The 26,978-nt window shown below is 33.9% G+C and carries 28 protein-coding genes and 2 pseudogenes; 21 read left to right on the top strand and 9 right to left on the bottom strand.

Annotation, left to right across the window (positions count from 1 at the left end; all coding sequences use genetic code 11):
• Positions 1-3: 3 nt before the first annotated feature.
• The 7 genes from JFU20_RS07060 to JFU20_RS07030 all read left to right on the top strand — a co-directional run bounded on the left by JFU20_RS07060 (position 4) and on the right by JFU20_RS07030 (position 5,879).
• Positions 4-636, top strand: coding sequence for a LysE family transporter (locus JFU20_RS07060; protein ID WP_002166053.1), 633 nt, complete (start codon positions 4-6; stop codon positions 634-636).
• Between the two features lie 19 nt (positions 637-655).
• Entirely contained in the window at positions 656-949 is a 294-nt protein-coding gene (locus JFU20_RS07055; protein WP_002011898.1) for a hypothetical protein, read from the top strand.
• An 82-nt stretch (positions 950-1,031) separates the two neighbouring features.
• Entirely contained in the window at positions 1,032-1,661 is a 630-nt protein-coding gene (locus JFU20_RS07050) for a sterol desaturase family protein (RefSeq protein WP_016094423.1), read from the top strand.
• Between the two features lie 234 nt (positions 1,662-1,895).
• A complete protein-coding gene (locus JFU20_RS07045) occupies positions 1,896-2,237 on the top strand; it encodes a DUF485 domain-containing protein (RefSeq protein ID WP_002011894.1) in 342 nt (113 codons plus the stop codon).
• 2 nt (positions 2,238-2,239) lie between these two features.
• Complete coding sequence (locus JFU20_RS07040; RefSeq protein ID WP_207198943.1) at positions 2,240-3,790, top strand: solute symporter family protein; 1,551 nt, start codon at positions 2,240-2,242, stop codon at positions 3,788-3,790.
• Positions 3,791-4,138: 348 nt separating this feature from the next.
• Positions 4,139-5,488: an aspartate aminotransferase family protein gene (locus JFU20_RS07035; protein WP_033710118.1), complete on the top strand. Its 1,350-nt coding sequence runs from the start codon at positions 4,139-4,141 to the stop codon at positions 5,486-5,488.
• 112 nt (positions 5,489-5,600) lie between these two features.
• Positions 5,601-5,879, top strand: coding sequence for a DUF3986 family protein (locus JFU20_RS07030; protein ID WP_002011889.1), 279 nt, complete (start codon positions 5,601-5,603; stop codon positions 5,877-5,879).
• 63 nt (positions 5,880-5,942) lie between these two features.
• Here JFU20_RS07030 and JFU20_RS07025 read toward each other — a convergent pair whose 3' ends face one another.
• A complete protein-coding gene (locus tag JFU20_RS07025) occupies positions 5,943-7,106 on the bottom strand; it encodes a cation:proton antiporter (protein WP_002011888.1) in 1,164 nt (387 codons plus the stop codon).
• 268 nt (positions 7,107-7,374) lie between these two features.
• On the opposite strand from JFU20_RS07025, the gene JFU20_RS07020 reads away from it, so the two are divergent.
• The gene (locus JFU20_RS07020; RefSeq protein ID WP_002086530.1) at positions 7,375-8,205 is read left to right on the top strand and encodes a MerR family transcriptional regulator; all 831 of its coding nucleotides are present in this window, start codon (positions 7,375-7,377) and stop codon (positions 8,203-8,205) included.
• A gap of 89 nt (positions 8,206-8,294) precedes the next feature.
• A complete protein-coding gene (locus JFU20_RS07015; RefSeq protein WP_087943068.1) occupies positions 8,295-9,638 on the top strand; it encodes an MATE family efflux transporter in 1,344 nt (447 codons plus the stop codon).
• 50 nt (positions 9,639-9,688) lie between these two features.
• On the opposite strand, the gene JFU20_RS07010 is transcribed toward JFU20_RS07015, so the two are convergent.
• The gene (locus JFU20_RS07010) at positions 9,689-10,354 is read right to left on the bottom strand and encodes a DUF421 domain-containing protein (RefSeq protein ID WP_002011883.1); all 666 of its coding nucleotides are present in this window, start codon (positions 10,352-10,354) and stop codon (positions 9,689-9,691) included.
• Positions 10,355-10,556: 202 nt separating this feature from the next.
• Here JFU20_RS07010 and JFU20_RS07005 point away from each other — a divergent pair, with 202 nt between their 5' ends.
• The 4 genes from JFU20_RS07005 to JFU20_RS06990 all read left to right on the top strand — a co-directional run bounded on the left by JFU20_RS07005 (position 10,557) and on the right by JFU20_RS06990 (position 13,060).
• Positions 10,557-11,093 (top strand): YdcF family protein, encoded by a 537-nt coding sequence (locus tag JFU20_RS07005; protein ID WP_306475273.1) that lies wholly within the window; start codon positions 10,557-10,559, stop codon positions 11,091-11,093.
• A gap of 147 nt (positions 11,094-11,240) precedes the next feature.
• Entirely contained in the window at positions 11,241-11,558 is a 318-nt protein-coding gene (locus tag JFU20_RS07000; RefSeq protein ID WP_002011879.1) for a magnetosome magnetite crystal formation protein family, read from the top strand.
• A gap of 164 nt (positions 11,559-11,722) precedes the next feature.
• On the top strand, positions 11,723-12,457 hold the full coding sequence (nfsA, locus tag JFU20_RS06995) for an oxygen-insensitive NADPH nitroreductase (protein WP_201038497.1): 735 nt from the start codon (positions 11,723-11,725) through the stop codon (positions 12,455-12,457).
• Positions 12,458-12,631: 174 nt separating this feature from the next.
• Entirely contained in the window at positions 12,632-13,060 is a 429-nt protein-coding gene (locus JFU20_RS06990) for a sigma factor (RefSeq protein WP_061688867.1), read from the top strand.
• A 242-nt stretch (positions 13,061-13,302) separates the two neighbouring features.
• Here JFU20_RS06990 and JFU20_RS06985 read toward each other — a convergent pair.
• The 6 genes and pseudogenes from JFU20_RS06985 to JFU20_RS06960 all read right to left on the bottom strand — a co-directional run bounded on the left by JFU20_RS06985 (position 13,303) and on the right by JFU20_RS06960 (position 17,993).
• Positions 13,303-14,027: pseudogene (locus JFU20_RS06985) on the bottom strand (sulfite exporter TauE/SafE family protein).
• Positions 14,028-14,176: 149 nt separating this feature from the next.
• Positions 14,177-15,397: an MFS transporter gene (locus JFU20_RS06980; RefSeq protein ID WP_085312950.1), complete on the bottom strand. Its 1,221-nt coding sequence runs from the start codon at positions 15,395-15,397 to the stop codon at positions 14,177-14,179.
• Between the two features lie 19 nt (positions 15,398-15,416).
• Positions 15,417-15,866 carry an ArsR/SmtB family transcription factor gene (locus JFU20_RS06975; RefSeq protein ID WP_000461279.1) on the bottom strand — a complete coding sequence of 150 codons (450 nt, stop codon included), beginning with the start codon at positions 15,864-15,866 and terminating at the stop codon, positions 15,417-15,419.
• A gap of 128 nt (positions 15,867-15,994) precedes the next feature.
• A pseudogene (locus tag JFU20_RS06970) lies at positions 15,995-17,208 on the bottom strand (MFS transporter).
• A 6-nt stretch (positions 17,209-17,214) separates the two neighbouring features.
• Positions 17,215-17,682 carry a VOC family protein gene (locus tag JFU20_RS06965; RefSeq protein ID WP_088039090.1) on the bottom strand — a complete coding sequence of 156 codons (468 nt, stop codon included), beginning with the start codon at positions 17,680-17,682 and terminating at the stop codon, positions 17,215-17,217.
• A 194-nt stretch (positions 17,683-17,876) separates the two neighbouring features.
• Complete coding sequence (locus JFU20_RS06960; protein ID WP_000007805.1) at positions 17,877-17,993, bottom strand: YjcZ family sporulation protein; 117 nt, start codon at positions 17,991-17,993, stop codon at positions 17,877-17,879.
• A gap of 295 nt (positions 17,994-18,288) precedes the next feature.
• On the opposite strand from JFU20_RS06960, the gene JFU20_RS06955 reads away from it, so the two are divergent.
• Positions 18,289-18,507, top strand: a complete 219-nt coding sequence (locus JFU20_RS06955) for an aspartyl-phosphate phosphatase Spo0E family protein (RefSeq protein WP_002141097.1) — start codon at positions 18,289-18,291, stop codon at positions 18,505-18,507.
• A 55-nt stretch (positions 18,508-18,562) separates the two neighbouring features.
• Positions 18,563-18,751, top strand: coding sequence for an RNA chaperone Hfq (gene hfq, locus JFU20_RS06950; RefSeq protein WP_002012071.1), 189 nt, complete (start codon positions 18,563-18,565; stop codon positions 18,749-18,751).
• A 38-nt stretch (positions 18,752-18,789) separates the two neighbouring features.
• On the opposite strand, the gene JFU20_RS06945 is transcribed toward hfq, so the two are convergent.
• Complete coding sequence (locus JFU20_RS06945; protein ID WP_002030912.1) at positions 18,790-19,392, bottom strand: HD domain-containing protein; 603 nt, start codon at positions 19,390-19,392, stop codon at positions 18,790-18,792.
• Positions 19,393-19,564: 172 nt separating this feature from the next.
• Here JFU20_RS06945 and JFU20_RS06940 point away from each other — a divergent pair, with 172 nt between their 5' ends.
• The 6 genes from JFU20_RS06940 to JFU20_RS06915 all read left to right on the top strand — a co-directional run bounded on the left by JFU20_RS06940 (position 19,565) and on the right by JFU20_RS06915 (position 26,966).
• Positions 19,565-20,398: a flagellar motor protein MotP gene (locus JFU20_RS06940; RefSeq protein ID WP_002012069.1), complete on the top strand. Its 834-nt coding sequence runs from the start codon at positions 19,565-19,567 to the stop codon at positions 20,396-20,398.
• Between the two features lie 22 nt (positions 20,399-20,420).
• Positions 20,421-21,098, top strand: coding sequence for an OmpA family protein (locus JFU20_RS06935; RefSeq protein ID WP_002012067.1), 678 nt, complete (start codon positions 20,421-20,423; stop codon positions 21,096-21,098).
• A gap of 150 nt (positions 21,099-21,248) precedes the next feature.
• A complete protein-coding gene (locus JFU20_RS06930) occupies positions 21,249-21,617 on the top strand; it encodes a response regulator (protein WP_000940577.1) in 369 nt (122 codons plus the stop codon).
• 129 nt (positions 21,618-21,746) lie between these two features.
• On the top strand, positions 21,747-23,717 hold the full coding sequence (locus JFU20_RS06925) for a chemotaxis protein CheA (RefSeq protein WP_201038495.1): 1,971 nt from the start codon (positions 21,747-21,749) through the stop codon (positions 23,715-23,717).
• A 208-nt stretch (positions 23,718-23,925) separates the two neighbouring features.
• The gene (locus tag JFU20_RS06920; RefSeq protein ID WP_002012064.1) at positions 23,926-25,572 is read left to right on the top strand and encodes a flagellar motor switch protein; all 1,647 of its coding nucleotides are present in this window, start codon (positions 23,926-23,928) and stop codon (positions 25,570-25,572) included.
• A gap of 29 nt (positions 25,573-25,601) precedes the next feature.
• The gene (locus JFU20_RS06915) at positions 25,602-26,966 is read left to right on the top strand and encodes a hypothetical protein (protein WP_002012063.1); all 1,365 of its coding nucleotides are present in this window, start codon (positions 25,602-25,604) and stop codon (positions 26,964-26,966) included.
• The last annotated feature ends 12 nt before the right edge of the window (positions 26,967-26,978 follow it).

Here is a 26,978-nt window from a genome sequence, read left to right as displayed (position 1 = left end):
GCGATGTTTGGAGCAATTATACAACAAATAGTATTGGGTATTTCATTAGCTGCGCCGGTAGGTCCAATTAATATTGAAATGTTAAAACGTGGAATTGAACGTGGATTTTGGCATGCGTGGATTGTTGGAATCGGAGGAATGACTGCTGATATTTTGTTTATGCTTCTTATTTATTTTGGTTTATCTTCTGTGTTTATGTATACATATGTACAAGCTTTTATGTACTGCACTGGGTTTTTCCTGTTATTTTATTTAGGATTTCAAAGTGTAAAACAAGGAATCTCCCACTCGAATATGGAATATAACAAAGAAGAGGTCGGTGGACTTAAACAATCTTTTATGGCGGGATTTTTAATTGCGATATCCAACCCATTAAATCTCGTTTTTTGGTTTGGTATATACGGAAGTACACTTAGCTCATTGCTTACAAAGGTAACGAAACAAGAAGCTTTTTTGTACAGTCTTTGCATTATTATTGGTATTATTTTGTGGAACTTAAATATTGCTTTTTCTGTACATTTTGGAAGAACTTTATTAAAGAAAAAAGCACTTGGCTATATTACAGCCGGAGCAGGTATTATTTTAGTAGGATATTCTATCCATTTTGCATACAAAGCTTTACAGTTGTTCACATAAGATTGAAGGGGAGATTTTTATGTATCGAACCACTATTGACGGAAAAGAAATTATCATCACGTTAGCACCAAAAATCCGAAAAGAAATTACTGACAGGAACCCATTATATGAAGCGGTATTTAAAAATGCAGCAAGGTTACTGCAAACGAAACAACCAACGTTTGCGGTAAATCATGAAGTATTTGGTCTCATTATTGGAGAAGTACAAAGGGGTGAAGTAACAGTGTTTGCAGTAGAACACATTATCCCGAAGCAAAATATATTTGGTCCGAACACTTTTTTCTCGACAATAGAACAGCAGGCAAATTTGTAAAGTGAATAGAATAAGAATGAAATAGAAAAAAATGGTCGTAACGATATGTTGCGGCTGTTTTTGTGGAAAAGGGGGAAGTAAGATGAAGAGAGTGGTGAAAGAGTTTTTTTTACAACATGATATTGTTATTATGTATAGTGTTCTATTAATTTTTATTATTATTTTAAAAATGCAATTTTTCACATGGATTGGTATGTTAGCGTGTATGTTTGGGATTGTTTTTTATACGTTTAACGAATATATGACACACCGTTTTTTATTCCATTTAAAGCCGCCTAAAAACGCATTTTTATTAAAAATGTTAAGAAGATTACATTATGATCATCACGTATATCCAGATGATTTAAAACTTTTATTTTTGCCTGTATGGTTTAGTATACCTAGCTTTACTATATATTTACTTATAACGTATGGTATTACAAAAAGTGTTACTGTTACACTTTCATTCGGAATCGGAATGATTATCATGCTCCTCGTTTATGAATGGAAACATTATATTGCACATAAGCCGATTCGTCCCTTCACTAAGTTTGGAAGATGGTTAAAAAAACAGCATATATTACACCATTATAAAAATGAAAAGTTTTGGTTCGGTGTTTCAAATCCAGTATTCGATTTTATATTTGGAACGCTTAAAGATGGAAAAGAAGTTGAATTAAGTGAAACAGCTCGTAATTTAGAAAAGGAGACAAAGACAGAAGTGGTGCGATAAGCACTACTTTTTTATTCTATTAATGGGAATAAAAGTTTAATCGAATCAATCAAATATTATGTTAAAAAAGTATATTGAAAATTTAGGAGAAAATGACGAAAAATGTCTATCGAAAAATCTTTGCAGGAATGTACGGATTGTCTAAAATGAAAATAAGTTTCTGAATATTTATAAAATTTAGTCTTTATGTATACAAGGTGAATTGTATTTTAAGTTAAGAGAGGGGACCAGAGAATGAAACGAGATGATACGTCAGCACGTAAGTTAAAAAATGAGGTGAATTATACAGAAGTTGTTCAGTCTGAAGAGTTTCAATTGTTATTAAATACGAAAAAGAAGTTTATCATTCCGATGAGTATTTTCTTTTTAAGTTTTTTTATAGCACTACCTATTTTAACATCGTATTCAAAGGTGCTTAATACACCGGCGTTTGGTGATGTGACATGGGCATGGGTATTTGCTTTTGCACAATTTATTATGACATGGTCATTATGTATGATTTACAGCAAGAAAGCCGAATCCTTTGATGAAATTTCGCAAAAAATTCTGCAAGATATGCAAAAAGGGAGGGGCTGAATTTGAATACTACTGCGTTTGCACTATTTTTAATTATTGTCCTTGGTACGCTCGTCATAACCTATTTTGCATCAAAAAAAACGAAAAATGCGAGTGAATTTTATACGGCTGGAGGGGGATTAACTGGCTGGCAAAATGGTCTGGCTATTGCTGGGGATTACATGTCTGCTGCATCATTTCTTGGTATAGCGGGAGCGATAGCATTAACTGGGTTTGATGGGTTCTTTTATAGTATCGGCTTTTTAGTTGCTTATTTAGTTGTTCTATATCTTGTCGCAGAACCGCTTAGAAATTTAGGGAAGTACACGTTAGCGGATATGATTGCGGCACGTTTTGATGCGAAAAAAGTTCGTGGTATAGCAGCGCTTAATACGATGACGATTTCAATTTTTTATATGATTGCACAATTAGTTGGTGCGGGTGCACTTATTAAACTATTATTAGGTATTGAATATACAACATCTGTATTAATCGTAGGTACACTTATGACTGTGTATGTTATTTTTGGAGGAATGACAGCTACGAGCTGGGTTCAAATTGTAAAGGCAGTACTACTTATGGCAGGGACATTTATTATTTCTGTTATCGTTTTCTCCAAATTTAATTTCAGTGTGACTGAAATGTTCGCTCACATGAAAACAGTTACTCCATTAAAAGATTCGTTTTTAAATCCAGGAGTAAAGTATAAGGATGGTCTTGATACACTTTCTTTAAATTTAGGACTAGTCCTTGGTACAGCGGGATTACCGCATATTCTTGTCCGCTTTTTTACAGTACGTGATGCAAAAACTGCACGTCAATCTGTTGTATATGCGACGTGGTTAATTGGCGCGTTTTATATTATGACAATTTTCTTAGGGTTTGGAGCAGCAGCATTTGTAGGAAATGAGGCGATTATTAAAGCAAACCCTGCTGGTAATATGGCAGCACCTTTATTAGCAAAAGCATTAGGCGGAGATTTCTTATTTGCTTTCGTATCAGCAATTGCTTTTGCAACTATTTTAGCTGTAGTAGCAGGACTTGTGTTAACAGCAGCATCAGCATTCGCGCATGATTTTTATAATGAGATTATCCGTAAAGGAAAATCAACGGAAAAAGAGCAAGTGTCAATGGCGCGTTATGCGTCTATTGGGGTGGCGATAGTATCTATTATACTTGCTTTATTTGCTCAAACATTAAACGTAGCATTTTTAGTATCACTAGCATTTGCAGTTGCAGCGAGTGCAAATTTACCGGTTATATTATTTACAATCTATTGGAAGCGTTTTAATACAACAGGAGCAATTTCTGGTATGATTGTTGGTCTTGTATCAGCGATTGTTCTTGTAGCGTTAAGTCCAAATGTTTGGAACCCAGTAGCTGGAAAAGCTATTTTTGTTGGAGAAGCGATATTCCCATATACGACACCTGGAATTATTTCGATCCCGCTCGGGTTTCTTGCAGCATATTTAGGAACTGTTTTCTCTAGTAAGAAAGAAGATGCAGCGAAATTTGATGAAATTCTTGTGAAATCTAATACTGGTCATGGTATTAGTGATGCTTCTTCACATTAAAAAAAGAGGAGCTTTTCGAAATATAAGAAAAGCTCCTCTTTCTTTTGACATTTTCTTATAAAGTGAAACTTTAATCAGTGTGGGGGATTGTTCATCCCCCCACACTGATTATTAGCCCTCACCAATCGGGCGTTTATGGGCAGTTAATCTCCCACCTAACTTTTTTGCTCCAGCTTAATTTTTGGGTGAGAGTTTTACTGCCCACAAATAGCGGGATAAATATTACTTTAATTTTGGTAGGATTTGTCTTGTGTTTGTGGAATGAAAATAGGCAGGGAGAAATTTAACTCATCATGGCACCAGCGCAGCTTTGTGAAAAATAAGTTGTTATGGAAGGTGGAAGAAATGATGAAGACAAAACAAACCGATGAATTATTAGCAAAAGATGAGCAATATGTGTGGCACGGAATGCGTCCCTTTAGTCCAAGTAGTACAATGGTAGGGGCAAAAGCAGAAGGGTGCTGGGTTGAAGATATACAAGGAAAAAGATACTTAGATGGTATGAGTGGTCTTTGGTGTGTAAATAGCGGATATGGAAGAAAAGAGCTTGCAGAGGCAGCTTATAAGCAATTGCAAACATTATCATATTTTCCGATGTCACAATCACATGAACCAGCAATTAAGCTCGCTGAAAAGTTAAACGAGTGGCTTGGTGGAGAGTATGTTATTTTCTTCTCTAATAGTGGATCAGAAGCGAATGAAACCGCTTTTAAAATAGCAAGACAATATTATGCTCAAAAAGGTGAACCGCATCGTTATAAATTTATGTCGCGTTATCGTGGTTATCACGGAAACACAATGGCAACGATGGCGGCAACTGGCCAAGCACAACGTAGATATCAATATGAGCCATTTGCTTCAGGGTTTTTACATGTAACGCCTCCAGATTGTTATCGCATGCCAGAAATGGAATCACAAAATATTTATGATGTAGAATGCGTAAAAGAAGTAGATCGTGTTATGACATGGGAATTAAGTGAAACGATAGCAGCATTTATTATGGAGCCAATTATTACAGGCGGAGGTATTTTAATGCCGCCACAAGACTATATGAAAGCTGTTCATGAAACGTGTCAAAAACACGGAGCACTACTTATAAGTGATGAAGTTATTTGTGGTTTCGGGCGTACAGGAAAAGCATTTGGGTTTATGAACTATGACGTTAAGCCTGATATCGTTACGATGGCAAAAGGTATTACGAGCGCATATTTACCATTATCAGCAACAGCTGTAAAAAAAGAAATTTATGAGGCATTTAAAGGAACAGGAGAATATGAATTCTTCCGCCATATTAATACATTTGGTGGAAATCCAGCGGCTTGTGCATTAGCGCTTAAAAACTTAGAGATTATGGAAAATGAAAATTTAATTGAGCGCTCTGCACAAATGGGTTCGCTTTTATTAAATCAATTAAAAGAAGAAATTGGGGAACATCCGCTTGTTGGTAATATTAGAGGGAAAGGGTTATTAGTTGGAATCGAACTAGTAAATGATAAAGTGACGAAAGAACCAATTGATAACGATAAAATTGCAAGTGTTGTAAATGCTTGTAAAGAAAAAGGGCTTATTATTGGGCGTAACGGTATGACAACAGCAGGTTATAATAACGTTTTAACATTAGCGCCACCGCTCGTTATTTCAAGTGAAGAAATTGCCTTTGTTGTTGGAACGTTGAAGACAGCTATGGAACGTATTTAATAAATAGAACGAGAGGAGCGAGCTGTAATATAAGGCTCGCTTTTGTTTATGAGATTAAATATGTTAACCTGAATTTGGAAGAGCAGTAATTTTTAATAAAAGGGGAATATAAATGAGGATATATGATCCTAACAAACATTATCACATCGGATATTATGAAGATGGATATGATTTAGAAGTGACAGCGTACAAAAGAATAAATGAACCAGTTTGGGATGCCTATATTCCACACTATGAGGTAACCGATTTTTACAAAAAAGTGGAGGAAATGAAGCTAGGTGAATATATAGATGACTATGGCATTAAAGTATATTCATTTAGTAATGATATCGATGATGAAGAAGCACGCTCCATTTTTGAAAAATGGTTAAAAACGAATGGAATTGTTTAAAGAGAAAATGAAAAAGGAGATTGCTATCTTTTAAGATAGCAATCTCCTTTTATTATAGTAAACTTATTTACTTGCTTTCATTGCTTTATCTTTTGCACCAAAAGTGTATTTTAACATTGGTGGTGTAATCATCGTTGTTAAAATAACTACGATAACGATTGCTGTAAAGTAATCTTGTGCTAATAGGCCAGAAGAAAGTCCTGTTCCTGCGATGATAAGTGCAACTTCACCACGAGAAACCATACCAGCACCGATAATTGCAGAAGACTTTGCATCAAATCCAGTGATTCGTGCACCAAATCCACAACCGATTAGTTTTGTGAATACAGCGATAACTGTTAATGCTAAGATGAACCAAATTTGATCGCCAATACCGTCAAATGTAATATTCATACCGATACTAACAAAGAATACTGGAACGAACATAGCGTAAGCAATTGGTTCTACTTTCTTTTCTACTTCATGTTTGTAGTTCGTTTGAGAAATAGCGATACCAGCTGCGAAAGCACCGATAATACCAGCAATTCCTAATAGTTCGCCGAAGTATGCGAATGAGAAACAGATGATAAGCGCAGCACTAACGATAGACTCAGATACGCGAAGCGGTGATAACCAACGCATGATTGCTGGAACACCTTTCCAACCAATTAAAATGATAGAAGCAAAGAATACTACTTTCTTCAAGATAATCATTGTTAAGTTAACGTCATCTGTGCCTAAGAAGCTCATTGCAAATGCTAATAAAATAACAACAAGAATGTCATCAAATACAGCGGCTCCAAGCATCGTCGTACTTTCACGTGTTTTCATTTTACCTAAATCACGAAGTGTTTGAACGGAAATACTAACACTTGTTGCACATAGAAGTAATCCTAAAAAGACAGCATTCCCTTGTTCCATACCGACAACAAGACCGGCAACGTAACCACCTACGAATGGAAGAACGATACCTCCAAGTGCAACAGCTAAAGAAGAATTACGATTTGCGTTTAATTCTTCTAAGTCTGTTTCAAGTCCTGCCATAAACATTAAAAGAATAACTCCGACATTACTTAATTGTGTTAGAAGCTCTGAATTTTCAATCCATCCGAATATAGCTGGACCGATAACGATACCAACAATTAATTTACCGAGTACAGAAGGTTGACCTAATCTAACACTAAGGTCACCAGCGAGCTTTGTACTTAATAAAATAAGTGCAATCTGAAAGAAAAATTCGAATTCCATTTGATCCTCTCCTCATCATTTTTTATTTTTATCATACGATTTCTCGGAATTTGCCTAATGATAATATGTAAAGATCCATTAAACAAAGGGTCTGATTACAAGTTCTTTTGAACTTGTAATTTGAACCTGTAATTAATATATAATAAAATTTATTAAAAATCAATGAAAAAATAGCAGATTTTCATGAGAGGATTCGTTTTAGAAACGGGGGATATAGATATATAATAGGAAGTAATAAAGTTTACATATAATGAATGGAGAAAGAAAAATGTTATTAAATCAACGTTTTACAATTGGGGAAATGGCGAAAATGCATAATATAGCGGAATCTACATTACGTTATTATGATGAAAAAGGGATTTTTCATCCGTCAATTGTTGACCCTCAAACCAATTATCGTTATTACACAATTGATCAGTTTTCACTATTAGATACGATTAAATTTTTACGCCAATTGAACATCCCGTTAAAGGAAATAAAGAAATATATTGATGAACGAAATCCATCTTATGCGCTGAACTTACTTGAAAAACAACAAGAAATGATGCTGAAAAAACAAAGAGAAATCGAGTATGCTTTGGCAAAAATGGAACATAAAATCCATTTAATGAAGAAAGCGACGAAATCTGAAGCAAATCAAATTATTTATAAAAAGATACCGAAACGAAAAATTACAGCAATTGCAGTTGCACCAAATACAACGGATGATATGTTTGAATATTATATCCATTCGTTGCAAAAAAATATGAAGCAAATTGATAATAGTTTATTTTCAGGTGATATCGGTGTAACAGTTTCAAAAAAAGCATTAATGCAAAATGAGTTTCAAGCATATAACAGTGTGTTTATTTTATTGGATTACATGCCTTTTGAAGCGCATACTTCAGATGAAATAAAAGAAGGGATATTTGCCTGTTCTTATCACCATGGACCATATGAAGAAACAGACGCAACGTATACGGAATTATTAAAGCACATTGATAACGAAGGATATGAAGTGTGCGGAGATGCACTGGAACTTGCATTAATTGATTGGTCCGTAACAGAAAATCCGAAGGAGCAAGTAACGGAAATTCAAATACCTGTTGTTAAAAAATAGGCTTATATATTTTTCGATTCTCTATTGACCTTCAAGTAACTTGAAGGTTTAAACTGTGAACAGAGCATTGAAAAAGGAGCATTTATATGATGGAAACAACAGAAAAATTAAGAGAAAAACCAATTAAAAGTTTATTTATTACGTATTTAATACCAGCTGTTCTTGGGATGGTATTAATGTCGGTTAATATTGTGATTGATGCAGTCATGATTAGTAGAGGAGTTGGAGCGAACGGTTTAGCCGGAGTAAACGTAGCTATTCCAGCATTTTCAATTTTCTTCTCTATTTCATTATGGATTGGAATGGGCGGAGCAACGCTATATTCCATTGCACTAGGCGAAAATAAACTGGAAAGAGCAAGGTCTATCTTTACTCAATCTATGACAGTAGCAGTTGTTATCGTTGGCGTTTTAGCGGCTATTTGCTTATGGAGAATAGAAGATTTAGCATATTTATTTGGTGCGAATGAAGTGATTTTACCATACGCATTAGACTATTTACAGGTGTTATTAACATTTGGAATGATATACGTTTTAGAAAATATTTTAAGTACATTTATACGAAATGACGGAAATCCTAATTTAGCAATGGCAGGTCTTGTTGTAACGGCTGTATTAAATATAGTGTTCGACTATATTTTTATTTTCATCTTTGGATGGGGTGTAACTGGTGCTGCTTCAGCGACTATTCTTTCGGCAGCAATTGGTTTCCTTGTATTATTAACTCACTTCTTTAGAAAAAGTAGTATTTTAAAATGGACGAAATTCCACTTTGAATGGGATACGGTTAAACAAATTATGGTGATCGGTTTCCCAAGCTTTACAGCAGAAAGTACAGTTGCAATCGTAACGATCGGTTTTAACATTGCGTTCGTTCAATATGCAGGAGAACTAGGTGTAGCTTCTTATGCGATGGTGAATAGTATTCATGCAATGACATTGCTATTATTCTTCGGTGTTGGAGCAGCGTTACAACCAATCGCTAGTTTCCATTACGGTGCAAATTTATCAGAAAGATTGCGTGAAGGATTGCAGTTTGCTGTAAAAATTGCGCTTGTACTCGGAGGTATTGCAATTGTTGTCGGTTTATTCTTCGGGAAATATATTATAGGTTTATTTAATGTTCAATCGCCAGAACTACTGGAGTTAACGTTAACAGGTATTAGTTTATTCTTTATTCAATATGTATTTTTAGGCTATAACATTGTATATGGAGAGTACTTCCAATCAGTGCGACAAACGAAAAAATCAGTACTTATAATAATGAGCCGAGGTTTACTATTTGTTATCCCATTGTTATGGATTATGCCAAAAGTATTTGGTATAAACGGAATTTGGCTCGTTATGCCAGTAGCGGAAGTATTGACAGCAATTATCGTATTTACGATGAATCGTATGAAACATCCTGTTCCGTTAAACATGGCGAGAGAGTAAAAAGTAATATAGTGAAGAAAATCCCCTTGAACAAGTAAGGGGATTTTTTTTCATTCTTTTAAACTAATCGCAAAAGATCCATCTGTCTCCTGCACAGAAGCGAAAGCCACATTTTTAATATTTGTAACGCCTTTCTCCATTAACTCTGCATGTAACCACTTTTCATTTTTATGGATTAATTTTAAGTTATCGTATTGAATTTGTGAATCGACGATAAGAGCAATTGGTAAGCCTGCATACTTAACATTTATATTCATATCTTTTGGAGTCAGAGGCACAAGTTCTCTTTTTGGTAAAATACTAATAGCTCCATTCGCTTCTAATATCGCATATTCAATTTCATGAACACTTGGATATCCTGCGACGCGAAGGTTAGAAAGCAATTCAGGGATCGGATATCTACTTTTTTGTAAGTTCTCAAAAATAATATCACCATGTTTAATTAAAATAATGGGGTGTCCGAGAATAAAACGATTTAGTTTGTTGAGTAGGCTTAATTTTGTAAGAAGCAAATGCAAACATGTAATAACGACCATACCGAGAAATGCTTGTAAAGCACCAGCGACTGGTATGGCTTGAAAAGCTAAATAAGATAAAAAGATAATAGCCCCAAAATCATGAGGAGTTAGTTGTGCTAATGCAGATTTACCAAGTAGCTTAAGTGATAGTAAAAATAAGATAAAAAAGAATGATACGTTACATAAAAAGAGAAGCAATAGGGACACTCCTTCGTGCGAAGTTGTACTTACTATTCCCAAAATTAATAGAAATATTACCTTTTGGAGGATAAATTAGGCTTAATTGGAATTCGTCTGTATACAAACAAATAAATGGATATTATGATGAAGGAAGTAAAGGGAATAGGGGTATATGGATATGAGAAAGAAGAAAATAATCAAGTATATTTTAGTTGTTATAATGATTTGCGCCGTATATGCGGGGTTTTTACAATATAACATTTATAAGCATGGGCATATGAATGCAATTGATGATGCGGATTATATAATTGTACTGGGATCGAAAGTAAATGGAACAAAACCTTCTTATTCATTGCAATATCGTATTGATAAAGCAGCTGAGTATTTAAAATTACATGATAAAACAATTGCTATTGTATCTGGAGGCCAAGGAAAAGGTGAAGATATTACAGAAGCATTAGCGATGAAACAAGGATTAATGAAACAAAATATTGCAGAAGACCGCATTATAATGGAAGATAAGTCGACGAGCACAGATGAAAATATTAAATTCTCAAAACCGTTAATTCCAGCCAATATGAAAAAAGGTATGATCGTAACAAACGATTTCCATATGTTTAGAGCGAAAAAAATAGCTGCAAAACAAGGTTTGCAATTAGAAGGGCTTCCGGCCAAAACACCGAAGCCAATTATCATTCCATCGAATGTACGAGAATATTTAGCGATTACGCAATATTGGTTTATGAATCGAATATAGTTAAAGTAATCCCGCCCGAAATTTGAGGCGGGATTTATTTCGAGGAAAATCTTACAAAAATGTCATGTTCATGAAAGGTAAAGCGATAGTTTCTGGAAAGGTTTCCTGACATAATGAAGGTAACAAAAAACTTTAGAGGTGAATCGTATGAAAGGAAATAATATTTTATCCTCGCTATGTTATTTTAGTATCTTTTTTGCACCATTTTTACTACCAATTATCGTTTACTTCGTTGCGGAAGATGAAGTGAAATATCATGCGAAAAAAGCATTTTGGTCACATGTTTTCCCATATGCAATTTTATTTGGAGGGTTAGCTTTATCAGGAGTATACGGTTTAAGTTTCAATCAGTCTGAGAGCGTTGGAATTGGGATGGTTATAACGTATGCAGTGTTTATTCTTGTAGGGATTTACTACTTCATTTGGAATATTGTTAAAGGTATTAAAGTATTGAAAGCAGCTTAACGTTGTCGTTATGTGTGTAAAGTCGATATAATTTCATTTACCACATTAATATGTATTTAAAAAAGAGCAACTCACAAAGGATTGCTCTTTTTTGCTTATAAGTTGTGAATAATGAAAAAGATATGTTAATTTTTTATTATGAAGAGAAAAAAGGAGTGGTTTTTATGAATGAGATGATACATAAAATGGAGCAACACGTTTCAGTTCGTAAATATAAAGAAGAACCAATTTCAAAAGAGATAGTAGAAAGAATGGTGCAAGCTGCGCAGCATGCAGCTTCCTCACATTTTGTACAGGCGTATTCTCTTATATATGTAACAGATCAGGAACTAAAGGCTAAACTAGCTGAATTATCCGGGAATCGTCATGTGAAAGACTGCGCAGCATTCTTTGTATGCTGTGCGGATTTAAAACGTCTAGAAACTGCATGTGAGAAACATGGAACAGAAATTAAACATGAGGGAGTAGAGGACTTTATTGTAGCAACAGTAGATGCCTCATTATTTGCACAAAACTTAGCACTTGCAGCTGAATCATTAGGATACGGCATTTGTTATATTGGCGGAATTCGTAATAACCCGAAAGAAGTGAGTGAATTGCTTCATTTACCGGATAAAGTATATCCGGTATTCGGAATGACAGTGGGCGTACCAAATGAAGATCATGGAGTTAAGCCACGTTTACCGGTAGCGGCCATTCTTCATGAAAATGGATACGATGAAAAGAAATATGATGAATTATTAAACGAATATGATGAAACGATGAGTGCGTATTACAAAGAAAGATCGTCAAATCAAAAAAACGTAACATGGACGGAATCAATGAGCTCATTTATGTCCAAAGAGAAAAGACTGCATATGAAAGAGTTTTTAAATGAAAAAGGATTAAATAAGAAATAAGTAAAAAGGCAAACCTGGAATGCGGGTTTGTCTTTTTTAGAGGAGAAATGTATTTTTTTGCTATCATATACATAGAAATAAAAATTAATAAATTTTTACAAAAGTGATAGAAAATGAGAATGAAATGCCAATAGTAAGTAAAAGCAGCTGCTAAAGGGGAACTGAGGAAGGAAGATGTTTATGATTTTTGATTCTGAAGAGGATTTAATTATAGCTATGAAAAAACGTGATCAAGATGCTTTGAAAGAAGTCATTGATCAATATGGAAAATTAGTTTTATACATTATTCATAAATCATTAAGTACCCCTATTGAGAAACAATATGTAGATGATTGTTATAACGATGTATTTACTGTCATTTGGTTTAATATCGACCAATTTGATATAGAAAAGGGAAACTTAAAATCTTGGATGATGGGTATTACTAAATTAAAGGCATTGGAATATAAAAAGAAAGTATATAGAGAGAACAAAATGGATAAAGACGTAGAAATAGATAAAGGTATCCATGATAGCTATGAAATAGAACAAGAAGAAGAGATTATGGAAATAGTGCAAGATTTAAATAAAAAGGGTTTTTCTTATTTTTTAATATATTCGTGATAGTAAGTGCAGGTCTTTGCTTTATAAAATATTTAATGTAAAAAGCGGCATAATAGCCGCTTTTTATCGTTTTATTTAGTATTCGATTTAAAATATTTGTCTTATGAAAGAACGATTATTGCTAATTGTAAACTGCCAATAAAGTTATTTAAGTTTTGATATAGAATGCCCCATCGCACTTGAAAATGCAGCAATAATTTCGTTTGAACCTATCTATTATTGTCCACTATCTAAAGCACCCTCTATAACAAGTTCAAACTTTCAATAAGAAGATACCCCCCGTGCAACTTAAAAGGATATACGTAAATATTTTAAAAATCCGTTGATTAAGCCATTTGAAAATAATTTGACCTATATACAAACCTAGAAATACGATTGGAATAGCATAAAAACTTGATTCCCAAATTGTTTTATTTGTGCCAGTAAAGAGTATTTGAGTTAGTAGACTAATGAAATATATAAATAGATAAAAAGCTAAAGTAGTTGCTCTCAACTTCTCTTTTTTCGTATCAGTTCCTGTAAAGTAAAGTAACAGGGGTGGTCCTGGCATACCGATACTTGTCGTTAAAAGACCGGATAATCCACCCACTAAGAAATCTCTAGATTTTGTTGATTTAATCTTAAAGTTGCATATTAGCATCAACGTTAATAGTAAGAGCAGGATGCTAATTGCTAATTTAAATGTGTTGATGTTAATGGAAATGAAAATTAAAATACCAAAAGGAACACCAACTATACTTCCGAAAATTAATCTTTTCAGTAGAATAAAATCAATGTCCATTCTTATTTTCCAAACGAGTGATATGGAAATAATTAATGATAAAATGATATTTATTTGTATAGCTTCTTGTGGTAGAAATAGCATGAGTAAGAAAGGTGTTGCCATAATAGAAAAGCCAAAACCTGTACTTGTTTGTAAAATAGAAGCTACTAATATAATACATATGAAAATGAATATAATCCCCAAAATAGCCCCCCTACATAATCAGATCCAATAAATATTTTAACATAAAGTGAAATTTTAATCAGTGGGGGTTTTGTTCATCCCCCACTGATTATTAGCCCACACCAATTGGGATCTTGCTGCCCGGCAAATAGCCGCTTTTTATGTTGCGGTTAATATTCCAAAGATGATCCTGTAGCTTTAAAATATTTTTCTCGTGAAGGCGTCATTACCCGGATTGCTAATAAACAGGAAAGGAAAAGAATGAGTAATGAACTACTGATTACAGTAATTTGAACGGAAAGAAATTGTGCGGATGCTCCAATTGCTAAAATGAAAAAGATTTGGATGAAATTTTTTATTGAATCAAACACGCTATCGATACGTCCTATCATATGTACAGGGATGTTATTTTGATAAAATGTTATAAAGCCAGTACCAGCAAATGATGAAGAAATACCAAGTAAAATAAAACCGCTCGCTGCGACTATAAATGAATTTGAAAAGGCAAAAATCACATAACCTATTGCTGTGAAAATCATACCTAATCCGATACAATGTTGAATTGCTAATCGTTTGGCAAAGAGAGAGACGAGAAATGAACCGCAAATGTAAGCAGCACCAGTTATACTAACAAGCATGCTATATTCTATATCGGATAAAAACAGTACTTGATTTGTGAAAACAACTTCTTGTGAATCGAGTGCCATAGAAACAAGCATAGTGGATTGAAATAAAACGAATATGAGAATAATGTAAGTTTCCGTTCGAGCGAATGAAAAAACTTGTTTCCAATCACTTCGTAATGTTTGTACGAAAGTATTTGCAACCTCTTCGTTTTGCTTTGTTTGTAATGTAATGTTTGGCAAGAAGTAAATGAGAATGGTAGAAAGTAGAAATGAAAGTGAATTGCAGTAAATAACAAAGTCTGCCGAGTAAGTAGTGAGAAGTATTCCAGAAAGAGCTGGACCGATAATAAAAGCCCCGTTTGTACATAGGCTATTCCAAGCATTAAATTGAGCACGATCTTCAGCTCGTATAAGCATTGTTTTATAAGTGAATGAAGCTGGATCGAAAAATGATGTAGCAATGCGAGTCAAAAAGATAAAAATATAAATGGCCCAAATAGAATCAAATAGTGGAATACAGCCAATGAGAGCTGCTCGAATTATATCTGTGATGAGCATAATGGACCGTTTGTTTAATCGATCTACTATACTACCAGACCATATTTTTGTAACAACGGTGGCAATTGGACCTACAATCCATAATCCTGCTACAGCAGCAGGGGAGTTTGTGCTATTTAACACCATTAAGTTTAGAGCGATGAGATACATAAAATCACCTAAACGAGAAATTCCTGTTCCCGACAATAATAATAATTTGTTTTTCATAAACAATTGGACCTTTCTTTCATTGTTTTTTAATCCGGCAGGAAATAGCGTATTCTTCTTCTGAGGCTGATTGACGAGCGGTTTTGCTTTCCCAGCGTAATAAAACTTGTGAGATCTCCCAAGTGAGTTGTTGTAATTCCTCTGGAGTTAAAAATAAATGAGATACAATATGGCTCCCTGTATTTGTTCCTTCCGTGCCTGCTTCTTCAATATAGAAGTGAGCAGATTTTGCTTTATAGTACTTTTCAATAATCCCTCGTTTTTCCTTTGTATCTACTAATTCAAGTAAGCCTCCGTCAAATAAAATTTGGATGTGATAGTGAACGCTACCAGCAGATTTATTTAGTTTAGTAGATACTTGTTTTGCAGTGAGTGTTTCGTCTTTTAAAAGGTGAAGAATTTGAATGCGAGTTGCATTGGAAATTAGCTTTTGTTGTTCTGCTGAAATGGTAAGTCGATCCTCAAACATTATGTTAGCCCCTTTCTTATAATCTAAATTTATTGTACGTTCTAAAAAATTAGATTGTAAGAGAAATAAATCGCCTTTTTCTTGTGAATTTCGACATAAATAAAAATGGCATGTACATATACATGCCATTAAGTGATAGTAGATTCTTCACTAAGCTCCCCATGATAAAACAAGAACAGCCATATAAAACTAACGAAAATACAGCATATAGCTAACAGGCTACCAATAACTTGCGGAGAAAGAATTTCTAAAAGCCATCCTGTTATAAACATAGATAACTGAATAAGAGATCCATAAATGGAATAATGAAATGAAAAAACTTTACCAATCATGTTTTCTTCTGTATACATTTGTAGCAATGTCGTATCAAGTGGAACGATGATTCCTCCTGCTATACGCATACAGAGTAATGTAATGATACCGATAATAAGTTGATCGGATAGAACGAATCCGAGAAAGAAAATTCCTTGTAGTAAATAGGCCCAACCAAATGCTCTTTTCATTTTGTCTTCATTTTTAGATATATATAGGTTAACGAGAAGGCTACCAATCATAAGTCCAGCCCCTTGAACCGTATATAAAATTCCAATGTTAGAGTGGAAAATTCTTTCGGCATAGATTGTTAAGAGTAGTTGATAAGCACCTCCAATAATTCCCCATGAAATTCCGACGAGAATTAATGATAAAATAATTTTTCTTTGTAATATGTATGTATAACCATCTTTTATATCAGTAAAAAATGCTTTTTTCGTGCTAAAAGTGTCACGAGAAGGGATCTTTATTTTATAAATAATATAGGCTGAAATAAAGTATGATAGGCTATTAATAAAAAAGGCAATCTCGATACTTAAAGATTGTGCAATGAGCCCACCTAAAGAGGCTCCCATAATAGACATAAAACCATTGATTGTACTAGAAAGAGAGTTAGCGGTTACTAAATGCTTTTGATGTACGATATTTTTTAGGGTTGATTGCTTAGCAGGCTCGAATAAGCAAGAGAGTACCGCTAAACATATATTAGAAACGAAAATAATTTCAATCTTGTAGAATGCTAATAAATAAGTGAGGACGATAATTCCTCGTAAAATATCGGTAAAAATCAAATTTTCTTTTTTGAAAAACGATCTACAATTCCGCCTATGAATGGGCTCAGAAGAAGTTGAGGTAACCCTTTGCTCATAAAGGTGAGTGCTAACATAAATGAAGATTCTGTTATGCTATAGACGAGTGTTAATAAAGCGACAGTATGAAACCAATCCCCAAGTACACTTAATGTTTGACCGAAAAATAGTCTTTTGAAGTTTGTATTTGTTTTAAGAAGCCTGTAATAAGAAATTGACATGAGAAATTAAACCTTATCTATAAGTGATGCCTGTACTTGTTTTTTCCATTCACTTAAATACATTTTCTCTGCTTTAGGTAGTCCAACAGGCAGTTGTGTAATGAATTCTAAACTATTTCCATCAGGATCGTTAAAATATACGGAGGCGTGTGCTAATTCTGGAAAAACGATTGGTTCAATTGGTTCCATTCCAAAGTCTTTTCGTGCTGAAATTCCTTTCTGTTTGAGCCAGTGTATTGCGTTTTCTAAATCGTGTAAGCTTACTTGGAAGGCGATATGTCGTAAGGCTGGATGATAATTGACTTTGTATTCTTTTCCTTCCCAAAGACCAATCCAACTTGCATTTTCTACAATCCAAAAGAAGGCGATATCTTTGTCTCTTTTATATAATTTCAGCCCTAGTGATTCATAAAAAGGTATCGAAATTTCTAAATTACAGACAGGTAAATGTGCTTCATAAAGACCTTTAATCATTATAATCCTCCTTAGTAAAAACGTTTTCTTATTCAATAGTAAACGATGTTTTGTTTATTGAAATCGCAAAATAGAAGGAGAATAAACTCATACGAAAGTATGAAAAAACAGCTCAATTATGAGCTGTTTTCATATAGTTTTTAGTTAACATATTTCATTCATTTAGAGTTTAGCGAAAAGGATACGTATTATATTTAAAACCCTCCGCCGCCACCCCAACAGCTACATCCGATAATGATTAGAAGGATGAATAGCACGATGAGTAAAGCAAATCCACCGCCGAAACCAGCGCAACTACCACCAAAGCTCATGTTTTTTCCTCCTTTTTAGGAAATTAATCTATATAACTAATGGATTACTTTATAAGATATGTTTTTATTTAGAAAAGGAGCAAGTCTTACTTCTAATTAGACAAGAGCCTGTGATCGGATTTAAAGGTGATATTTACTTTGTTTCATAGCGAAATGGTAAAACAATGTGGAAGTGTATACTAGGTGAATGTATTGCAAATGAAGGGGGTATGTAACTTACAATTACATTAAAATTTCTTTTCATAAATATAAAATTTGTAAAAAAAGCCATTTTTTTATTTTTTTATGAGTGGAAATGTACTATAATTTTACAAGTAATATTATGGGAAAAGGGAGTTTTAGTATAGAGATGGAGATGGGACAATTACACAATAAAATAGAACACAAAAAGAAAGAGTTAATTCAACTTGTTGCTAGGCATGGATTAGATCATGATAAAGTTTTGTTATTTAGTCGAGATTTAGATATACTAATTAATAAGTTTATGAATATAAAAGGCAAAGTATGTAAGTGATTAATCTTTAATTTTTTATATTAGGATTATTTACTGATAAAGGAGAGAACAGTTATTGGAACATTTACAAGAAGAGTTGTATAAACAAATAAAAGAAGAAAAAGGTGCAGTTACTATATTTTTAAAGAGCGGAGTAAGAATAGTAGGGGAAGTAGTTGGAGTAGATAGATTTACAGTATTAATATTAGTAGATGGAAAACAACAACTTATTTATAAGCAGGCAATATCAACAATTATGAAATAAGACACTCATTTTGAGTGTCTTATTTCATAATTAAATGGTTATTGTTTACATGCTTCAACGTCAATGCCAGCAGCTAGTAATTTTTTTTCTCCGTCTTGTTCAATGATTTTTTGTAATCTAGATAAGAAAGAGTCAAAATCTGTATGTTTACCAACTTGGAAAGTCATTTTATGCTCAATTGGTAGCCAAGTATCAATATCAGCTTCGTTATGCTGAATTTTCACTTCAAGTTTATCAAGTGCGTTAGCAACTTTTGCTTCATACGTTTCTTTAGCTTCGAACTCCATCCATAAATCGTATAATTCCACGCCGAGAGGACCTTCTAGTGTACGTTTAATATTTAAAATGGCCTCTAGCTCATTTTTCTGTTTTTGTAATTGTAATTCACGGCTATTCATCGTATCAAAGGCAGGAATATCACCAGCTTCTGCTTCGACAAGGTCATGAATAATAACCATTTTAAGTAATTTTTCTATATTTACTTTTTGATCCAAATAAGGCTCAACTAAGATAGCCATTAGGGACATACGCCACGTATGTTCAGCAACACTTTCTTGACGTCCGTTAGAAAGCCAACTATGTCGCATTTCATATTTTAGTTTTTCTGCTAATGCAATGACTTGTAAAATGTTATGTTCCATCGTGATCCTCCTCATATTTCCATACTATGATTCTAATATAGAAATGAAATGTGTCAATTTAATGAGTATATTGCGATAAATAGATGATACGCGTATAATGATTGTTATATGTGAAAACGCATTATTAAAATAAAAAAATGTTTTACGAAAACGAAAAAGGAAGGGCAGGAATATGGGAGACGAAAATCAAGGATTAGCTAGACCGCAAAGGAAAAAAAGGAAGTTTGATATTTCTAGCCCCTTTGGCATTGTAGTAGGTTTCGTTATTTTAATTGCAGCGATCATGCTTGGCGGTGGTGGAATAAAAGCTTTTAAAAATTTCTTAGATGTTTCATCTATTTTGATCGTTATAGGGGGAACAACAGCGACAATTATTGTGGCATATAGATTTGGAGAAATAAAAAAATATACGAAAAGTATTTTTACTGTTTTACATAGAAGAGAGGAAAATCTAGAACAGTTAACGGATTTGTTCGTTGATTTTTCAAAGAAGTCTAAAAAACATGGTTTACTCTCGTTAGAAGTTGATGGAGAGCAAGTAGACAATCCTTTTATTCAAAAGGGGATTCGTTTAATGTTAAGTGGATATGATGAAGCAGAATTAAAAGAAGTATTAATGAGAGATGTTGAAACAGAAGTATATGAGTTAAGAAAAGGAGCAACATTATTAGATAAGATTGGTGATTTCGCTCCAGCGTGGGGTATGATAGGAACTTTAATTGGTCTTATTATTATGCTTCAAAACTTGCAAGATACATCGCAAATTGGTACAGGAATGGCAGTTGCTATGTTGACGACATTGTATGGATCTGTTATTGCAAACATGATTGCAATACCGTTATCTGAAAAAGTGTATCGTGGCATTGAAGATTTGTATACAGAGAAGAAGTTTGTAATAGAAGCAATCACAGAGCTTTACCGAGGACAAATTCCTTCTAAGTTAAAGTTAAAACTTGATACATACGTATATGAAACGAAGATAAAAAAAGAAAAACGAGCAGCCTAATATTTCAAGGAGTGGTATGGTGATGATAAAACGACCGCAAAAAGGATCGCCTCGTTGGATGACGACTTTTACTGATTTAACGATGTTGTTATTGACTTTTTTTGTACTATTAGTTGCTACATCAAAACAAGATACAGTAAAATTATCGAAGATGCTTGAAAAGTTTAGTGATGCAGAACAAGTGGATGCGAAAGTAATGGAAGGTACAATACCAGATATTTCACATGAAAAAAATGATGAAAAAGCAGTTTCAAAAAAGCGAATGGATGAATTGTATAAAAAGTTAAAAGCATATGTAGATAATAATGGTGTTAGTCAAGTGAATGTATATCGAGAAGATACAGGTGTTAGCATCGTTATAGTAGATAACTTAATATTCGATACAGGCGATGCGAATGTTAAGCCGGAAGCAAAAGAAGTAATTAGTCAATTAGTAGGGTTCTTTCAATCGGTACCAAACCCAATTGTTGTAGAAGGACATACAGATAGTAGACCGATTCATAATGAAAAATTTCCTTCCAACTGGGAATTATCTTCAGCACGAGCAGCTAATATGATTCACCACTTAATTGAAGTGTATAATGTAGATGATAAACGATTAGCAGCGGTAGGATATGCGGACACAAAACCAGTAGCATCAAATGATTCACCGCAAAATTGGGAGAAAAACCGGCGCGTTGTAATATATATTAAAGAATAATATATTTCCATTTTATTAATAAAATAATAAAAATACAGAAATTCTTTTAAAAAAATATTAAATTTTCTCGTTTTATTTTGTATAATGAGTGAGAATGATAAGGTGAAATATTAAGATATATTTATACATAGAGGGAGAGAACCAAAAAGAATGGCACATAAAATTTTAGTTGTAGACGATGCAATGTTTATGCGAACAATGATTAAAAACTTATTAAAAAGTAATTCAGAATTTGAAGTTATCGGTGAAGCAGAGAATGGGGTAGAAGCGATTCAAAAGTATAAAGAACTTCAACCTGATATTGTAACACTAGATATTACTATGCCAGAAATGGACGGACTTGAAGCATTAAAAGAAATTATGAAAATTGATTCGAGTGCAAAGGTTGTTATTTGTTCTGCAATGGGACAACAAGGTATGGTATTAGATGCAATTAAAGGCGGGGCAAAAGACTTTATTGTAAAGCCATTCCAAGCCGATCGTGTTATCGAAGCTTTAACAAAAGTAGCAAATAGCTAATATAGAAGGGGTGCCACAAAGAATCAAATCAATGATAGCGGATAGACGTGTGGCCCCCTTTTTTCTCGTTATAAAACACTAAATTGTTATACATAAATGAAATGTTTGTTAGACAGGTAGGGGATTAAAATGCAAACAGATCTATTAAATATATTTTTTGAAGAAGCAGAAGAACATTTACAGTCGCTAAATGAAAATGTGCTAAATTTAGAACAGAATCCTGCCGATATGGGTGTTGTAGGGGAAATATTCCGCTCAGCTCATACATTTAAAGGTATGTCTGCGAGTATGGAATTTGCGGAAATGGCAGATTTAACTCATAAGATGGAAAATGTTTTAGACGAAATCCGTCATGGAAATATGATGGTGAATGCTAATATTATTGATGTTATTTTTGAGTGCATTGATAATTTAGAAAAGATGGTTACAGATGTACAGCAGGGCGGAATGGGTAATATTGATGTTGTATCTACAAAGCATAAATTAGAAGCATTATTAAATGGGAATGTAGAAGCTTCTATGGAACAAGTAGAGCAAAGTAGTATAAACAATGATGATACAGTTTCACATGAAGTATATATAACCGTCGAACAACAAGCCATTTTAAAAGCAGTACGTGCCATTATGTGTATTGAAGCATTACAAAATGTAGGGGATATACAAAAAACGGTTCCAAGCATTGAAGAAATCGAAGCGGATGCTTTTGGATTTGAGTTTACAGTATATATGGATACTGATCGTAGTGTTGAAGAATTGAAACAGGTGGTGCTTCACGTTTCTGAAATTGAGAAAGTAGAAGTGAAGCAAGGAAATATAGCTGAAGAAGGAATCGTACAATCTATTGCAGCAACGCAGCTGGATCCATCTCTAGAGGCACGAACTCCAACAGCTAGTACTACACCGGCTAAAAGTAATACAAAAACGAAAAATGCTAAAGTAGAGAATCGTTCTATTCGTGTTCAGTTAGAAAAAATCGAAAGATTAATGAATATGTTTGAAGAAAGTGTAATTGAGCGTGGACGAATTGATGAATTAGCAGAAACGATTCAAAATAAAGAGTTAATCGAGCATTTAAATCGATTAGGGGATATTTCAAAAGATATCCAAAATGTATTATTAAATATGCGTATGGTACCGATTGAAACGGTCTTCAATCGTTTTCCGCGTATGGTACGTATGTTAGCGAAAGATTTAGGTAAAAAAATCGATTTACAAATTAAAGGTGAAGATACTGAAGTTGATAAAATTGTTATTGACGAAATTGGTGATCCACTCGTTCATTTAATTCGTAATGCAATTGATCATGGTATTGAAACTGTCGAAAACCGACGTGATGCCGGGAAAAATGAGACAGGTACTATTAAATTAGAGGCGTTTCATAGTGGAAATCATGTCGTAATGCAAATTACTGATGATGGAAATGGTATTCATAAAGGAAAAGTATTAGAAAAAGCGATAAAAAATGGTGTTGTAACGGAATCAGAGGCAAATAAATTAACGGATCGTGAAGTGTTTGATCTTATCTTCCAACCGGGATTTAGTACAGCGGAAGTTGTATCTGACCTTTCTGGACGTGGGGTTGGATTAGATGTTGTTAAACATACGATTCATAGTTTAGGTGGGCATTTAATTATTGATTCTGAAGAAGGAAAAGGAAGTACATTCAGAATTGAACTTCCTTTAACATTGTCTATTATTCAATCAATGCTTGTTCAAACAAATGATAAGCGTTATGCCTTGCCTCTTGGCAATATTGCTGAAGCCATTCGAATTAAGAAAGAAGACATACAATCGTTACAAGGGAAAGACGTTTTAAACTATCGCAATCAAATTATTGAAGTGAAACATTTAAGTACTGTATTTGGTGAAAAAACAGTAGATGAGGCGTTCGCATCATATGATAGTCAAATGGTTCCTGTGTTAATTGTTCGTAATACACATCGTAGCTATGGACTTATCGTAAACACAATTATCGGTCAAAGAGAAATAGTTTTAAAGTCATTAGGTGATTTCTTTGCAGAGAGCTCTAACTATTTCTCTGGTGCGACAATTCTCGGTGATGGACGAGTGGTCCTCATTTTAAACCCAGAAGGTTTATAATAGGAATGAAGGAAGCTCCCCACTTGTATACAATTGGGGAGCTTTTTGGGTAGAACTAATAATATAAGTATATGAAAACCGTCGTTTACACATATTGTGGAAATAAATACATGTTCACAATTCGGATGATAAGTTTGGTAAAATATAACGAGTGTAATAGAGAGTTTAAATCATTTGATAGAAAAACAAAAATGAGGAGGCAGGAAAAATGCCTGAGCAACACACAAAAGGGGATACTGGCACAATTGTGCTAGAAAAAGAAAATGAACATTTAACGCCTCAAGAATGCGATATTCTTGGTGAGATTGCTAATATATCATTTGGTTCAGCTTCGACTGTATTATCAACAATTTTAAATAGGCAAGTAAGTATTACTGCTCCTCAAGTAGAATTGGTAGATTTATATGATACAAGTGATGTTGAAATTCCACATGTTGTATTAAATATCCATTTCACAAAAGGATTAGATATGGAAAATCTTCTTGTTCTTCAACAAGATGTTGCTTTATCTATTGCTGATTTAATGATGATGGGAACAGGTGAAGTTGAAGAGGGAAAAGAGCTTGGTGAATTAGAGCTAAGTGCAGTACAAGAAGCTATGAATCAAATGATGGGATTCGCAGCAACATCTATGTCAGAATTCTTCCAAGATACGGTAGACATGTCTCCGCCAACAATTAAAGTTGTGCAACTTACAGAAGAGATGGAGAAGATTTCTGGTATTAATGGGAATAATATGGTTGTTAAAGTATCGTTTGAATTAAAAATAGATAATCTTGTGAATTCTCAGCTTGTACAGGTTGTTTCAGTTGAACATGCGAAGCGAATGATAAATAAATTGTTACAATTATCTGGTGGTGTGGAAGAAGAAATAGATGAGCCGACGGAAGTGCAGGAAACTGAGATTGTAGAAGAGCATGTAGAAAAAGAGCAATTAACACAAGAAGAGAAAGATGTGCTTGGTGAAATTGCGAATATTTCAATCGGTTCGGCTTCAACAGTACTATCGACGCTTTTAAATCAGCCTGTCACTATTAGTACACCAAATGTAGAGGCGATTAATGTTCGTCATTATGAAGGAGTACCGGTTCCGTTTGTTATTTTAAATGTCGATTTTGTTGAAGGACTAAAAAATGAGAATGTATTCGTATTTACGAAAGATGTTGCTTTAACAATGGTAGATTTAATGATGATGGGAACGGGTGAAATTGATCCGGAGAAAGAGCTAAGTGAATTAGAGTTAAGTGGCATTAAAGAAATTATGAACCAAATGATGGGGCATGCTGCAACAGCGATGTCAGAAATGTTTAAAGAAAAAATGGATATGACACCACCAGACGTTAAATTTGTTTCTTTAAAAGAAGAAATGGAGTATTTGGGAGAGTCGATGGCAGTTGACGAACTCGTTCAAATTACTTTTAATCTTGAAATTGGTGATCTCCTTCAATCAAAGATGTATCAAATACTACCGATATCAGAAGCGAAAGAAATGGTTAGAAGACTTCTATATCCGATGGTGGAAGAGCAAGAAGAAATAGTTGAGGAAGTTGTTGAAGAGGAAGAAATTCCTGCACCAGTCGTACAGCCAATTGAATATAAAGAAGTCAAGCAAGTTGAGCCAGTATATATGGATACATCTATTCTACAAAATGTAGAAATGAATGTTAAATTTGTATTTGGAAGTACAGTGAGAACAATTCAAGATATTTTAAGTCTACAAGAAAATGAAGCGGTCGTACTTGATGAAGATATTGATGAACCGATTCAAATTTATGTGAACGATGTATTAGTGGCGTATGGAGAACTTGTAAATGTAGATGGGTTTTTCGGAGTAAAAGTGACGAAATCGCTATAAGGCATCAAAATAGGAGTTTGAACAAATAGATGAAAAAAGTAAAGTTTTTTCTAGTTAGTTGGCTATTCTTACATATATGCATATTTTCACCATCACAAGGGCAGGCAGAAGAAAAAAGTGTACAAGATCAAAATATAAGCGAAATGAATGACCAAGAGGGAAAAAATAAAGAAGTTCAGGAACAGCCGGAACAAGTGGAAATGCCCTCGGTTGAAGATGAAAAAAAAGTAGTAGAAAATGAGCAAGGGAAAGAAAAAAAAGAAGAAAGAACGATAGAAACAGACCGAGGGGTTATTACAGTTAATAAGCAGGAGCTAAAGGTTGGCGAAGAAGTGCGGATTGCTGTAGAATCAAATGAAAAAAACATTCAAAGTGTAAAAGGCATATTACAATTACAAAAAAATGGTGAGCAGTACAGACAAGAGAGAATAATATCTTTTGAGTATGAAGAAGAAACGAAGCGATGGATCGCTAATTATAAGGCCGGAATATATGATTTACAAGGTGATTGGAACCTTAGGCTCGTTGAAAGCTATAAAGAAGATGAGAAGGAAGAAGTAATAGAGAACGAATTAAATGTCCCGCTCATTCGTATAAACAATGAAGCACCAACTATAGATAAAGAATTGCCAAAGTTAGAGAAAGTTAGTATTGATGAGGCAAAAGGGAACTTAATTGAACGGAAAAAGGGAGAATCCGTTCATATACGAGTACAAACGGTAGATATAGAATCGGTTGTTAAAGAAGTGCGCGTTATATTAAAAGGAAAAGAAGACGGTAACGATATTACTTTTTTATTAGACTATAATAAACGCGACATGGATTGGCAGAAAATATTTGAAATAACAGAAGCTTTACCTGTTGGGCCGCATCAACTTATTGTGGAAGTAACAGATGGGGCAGGTAACAAACTTGTGACAGAGAGTGAATATATCGTTTCTATCATCGAACAAAAAGTGAAAGATGATGAAAAGATAGAAGAGCAAGAGAATCAAAATGAAGTAGAAGATAAGAAAGAAATTGAGAAGCAGGAAGATCCGAAAATAGAGATGCCGCTTCCAGAAGAAAAACTTCCAGTTATTCAAATTCCAAAGCAAGACGAGAAAGTAAACTATTTTATAAAAGAGCCGTTGAAAGAGAAAGAGGAAATCAACTACGTTATAAAAGAGCCAGCGACAGACAATAAGGAAGTAAATAATGTGAAGGCTCATAAAGAGAAAAAAAGCAAAAATGAAAATCAAGTCGTTTCTAAAAAGAAAGAGAAAATAGAAGAACAACAAGAAAAGAAAGAGGAAAAAAGTGAGCAGGGAGTACAGGCTTCTAATGTGTTTGCTGTTATGTCAGGATTATTTGTACTATTTTTAGTTTTAAAGAGTAATAAAGAGTGGGGCTAATAATTTGATAGT

This window comes from Bacillus sp. TH30, assembly GCF_016650875.1.
Taxonomy (GTDB): domain Bacteria; phylum Bacillota; class Bacilli; order Bacillales; family Bacillaceae_G; genus Bacillus_A; species Bacillus_A mycoides.
This window is presented reverse-complemented; position numbering and strand designations above follow the sequence as displayed.

What these genes read in the sequence shown, in the direction of transcription:
- JFU20_RS07060 (WP_002166053.1), top strand. Translation starts at nt 4, where the DNA reads ATGTTTGGAGCAATTATACAACAAATAGTATTGGGTATTTCATTAGCT.
- JFU20_RS07055 (WP_002011898.1), top strand. Translation starts at nt 656, where the DNA reads ATGTATCGAACCACTATTGACGGAAAAGAAATTATCATCACGTTAGCA.
- JFU20_RS07050 (WP_016094423.1), top strand. Translation starts at nt 1,032, where the DNA reads ATGAAGAGAGTGGTGAAAGAGTTTTTTTTACAACATGATATTGTTATT.
- JFU20_RS07045 (WP_002011894.1), top strand. Translation starts at nt 1,896, where the DNA reads ATGAAACGAGATGATACGTCAGCACGTAAGTTAAAAAATGAGGTGAAT.
- JFU20_RS07035 (WP_033710118.1), top strand. Translation starts at nt 4,139, where the DNA reads ATGAAGACAAAACAAACCGATGAATTATTAGCAAAAGATGAGCAATAT.
- JFU20_RS07030 (WP_002011889.1), top strand. Translation starts at nt 5,601, where the DNA reads ATGAGGATATATGATCCTAACAAACATTATCACATCGGATATTATGAA.
- JFU20_RS07025 (WP_002011888.1), bottom strand. Translation starts at nt 7,106, where the DNA reads ATGGAATTCGAATTTTTCTTTCAGATTGCACTTATTTTATTAAGTACA.
- JFU20_RS07020 (WP_002086530.1), top strand. Translation starts at nt 7,375, where the DNA reads ATGTTATTAAATCAACGTTTTACAATTGGGGAAATGGCGAAAATGCAT.
- JFU20_RS07015 (WP_087943068.1), top strand. Translation starts at nt 8,295, where the DNA reads ATGGAAACAACAGAAAAATTAAGAGAAAAACCAATTAAAAGTTTATTT.
- JFU20_RS07005 (WP_306475273.1), top strand. Translation starts at nt 10,557, where the DNA reads ATGATTTGCGCCGTATATGCGGGGTTTTTACAATATAACATTTATAAG.
- JFU20_RS07000 (WP_002011879.1), top strand. Translation starts at nt 11,241, where the DNA reads ATGAAAGGAAATAATATTTTATCCTCGCTATGTTATTTTAGTATCTTT.
- nfsA (WP_201038497.1), top strand. Translation starts at nt 11,723, where the DNA reads ATGAATGAGATGATACATAAAATGGAGCAACACGTTTCAGTTCGTAAA.
- JFU20_RS06990 (WP_061688867.1), top strand. Translation starts at nt 12,632, where the DNA reads ATGTTTATGATTTTTGATTCTGAAGAGGATTTAATTATAGCTATGAAA.
- JFU20_RS06980 (WP_085312950.1), bottom strand. Translation starts at nt 15,397, where the DNA reads ATGAAAAACAAATTATTATTATTGTCGGGAACAGGAATTTCTCGTTTA.
- JFU20_RS06975 (WP_000461279.1), bottom strand. Translation starts at nt 15,866, where the DNA reads ATGTTTGAGGATCGACTTACCATTTCAGCAGAACAACAAAAGCTAATT.
- JFU20_RS06965 (WP_088039090.1), bottom strand. Translation starts at nt 17,682, where the DNA reads ATGATTAAAGGTCTTTATGAAGCACATTTACCTGTCTGTAATTTAGAA.
- JFU20_RS06960 (WP_000007805.1), bottom strand. Translation starts at nt 17,993, where the DNA reads ATGAGCTTTGGTGGTAGTTGCGCTGGTTTCGGCGGTGGATTTGCTTTA.
- JFU20_RS06955 (WP_002141097.1), top strand. Translation starts at nt 18,289, where the DNA reads ATGTACTATAATTTTACAAGTAATATTATGGGAAAAGGGAGTTTTAGT.
- JFU20_RS06945 (WP_002030912.1), bottom strand. Translation starts at nt 19,392, where the DNA reads ATGGAACATAACATTTTACAAGTCATTGCATTAGCAGAAAAACTAAAA.
- JFU20_RS06940 (WP_002012069.1), top strand. Translation starts at nt 19,565, where the DNA reads ATGGGAGACGAAAATCAAGGATTAGCTAGACCGCAAAGGAAAAAAAGG.
- JFU20_RS06935 (WP_002012067.1), top strand. Translation starts at nt 20,421, where the DNA reads ATGATAAAACGACCGCAAAAAGGATCGCCTCGTTGGATGACGACTTTT.
- JFU20_RS06930 (WP_000940577.1), top strand. Translation starts at nt 21,249, where the DNA reads ATGGCACATAAAATTTTAGTTGTAGACGATGCAATGTTTATGCGAACA.
- JFU20_RS06925 (WP_201038495.1), top strand. Translation starts at nt 21,747, where the DNA reads ATGCAAACAGATCTATTAAATATATTTTTTGAAGAAGCAGAAGAACAT.
- JFU20_RS06920 (WP_002012064.1), top strand. Translation starts at nt 23,926, where the DNA reads ATGCCTGAGCAACACACAAAAGGGGATACTGGCACAATTGTGCTAGAA.
- JFU20_RS06915 (WP_002012063.1), top strand. Translation starts at nt 25,602, where the DNA reads ATGAAAAAAGTAAAGTTTTTTCTAGTTAGTTGGCTATTCTTACATATA.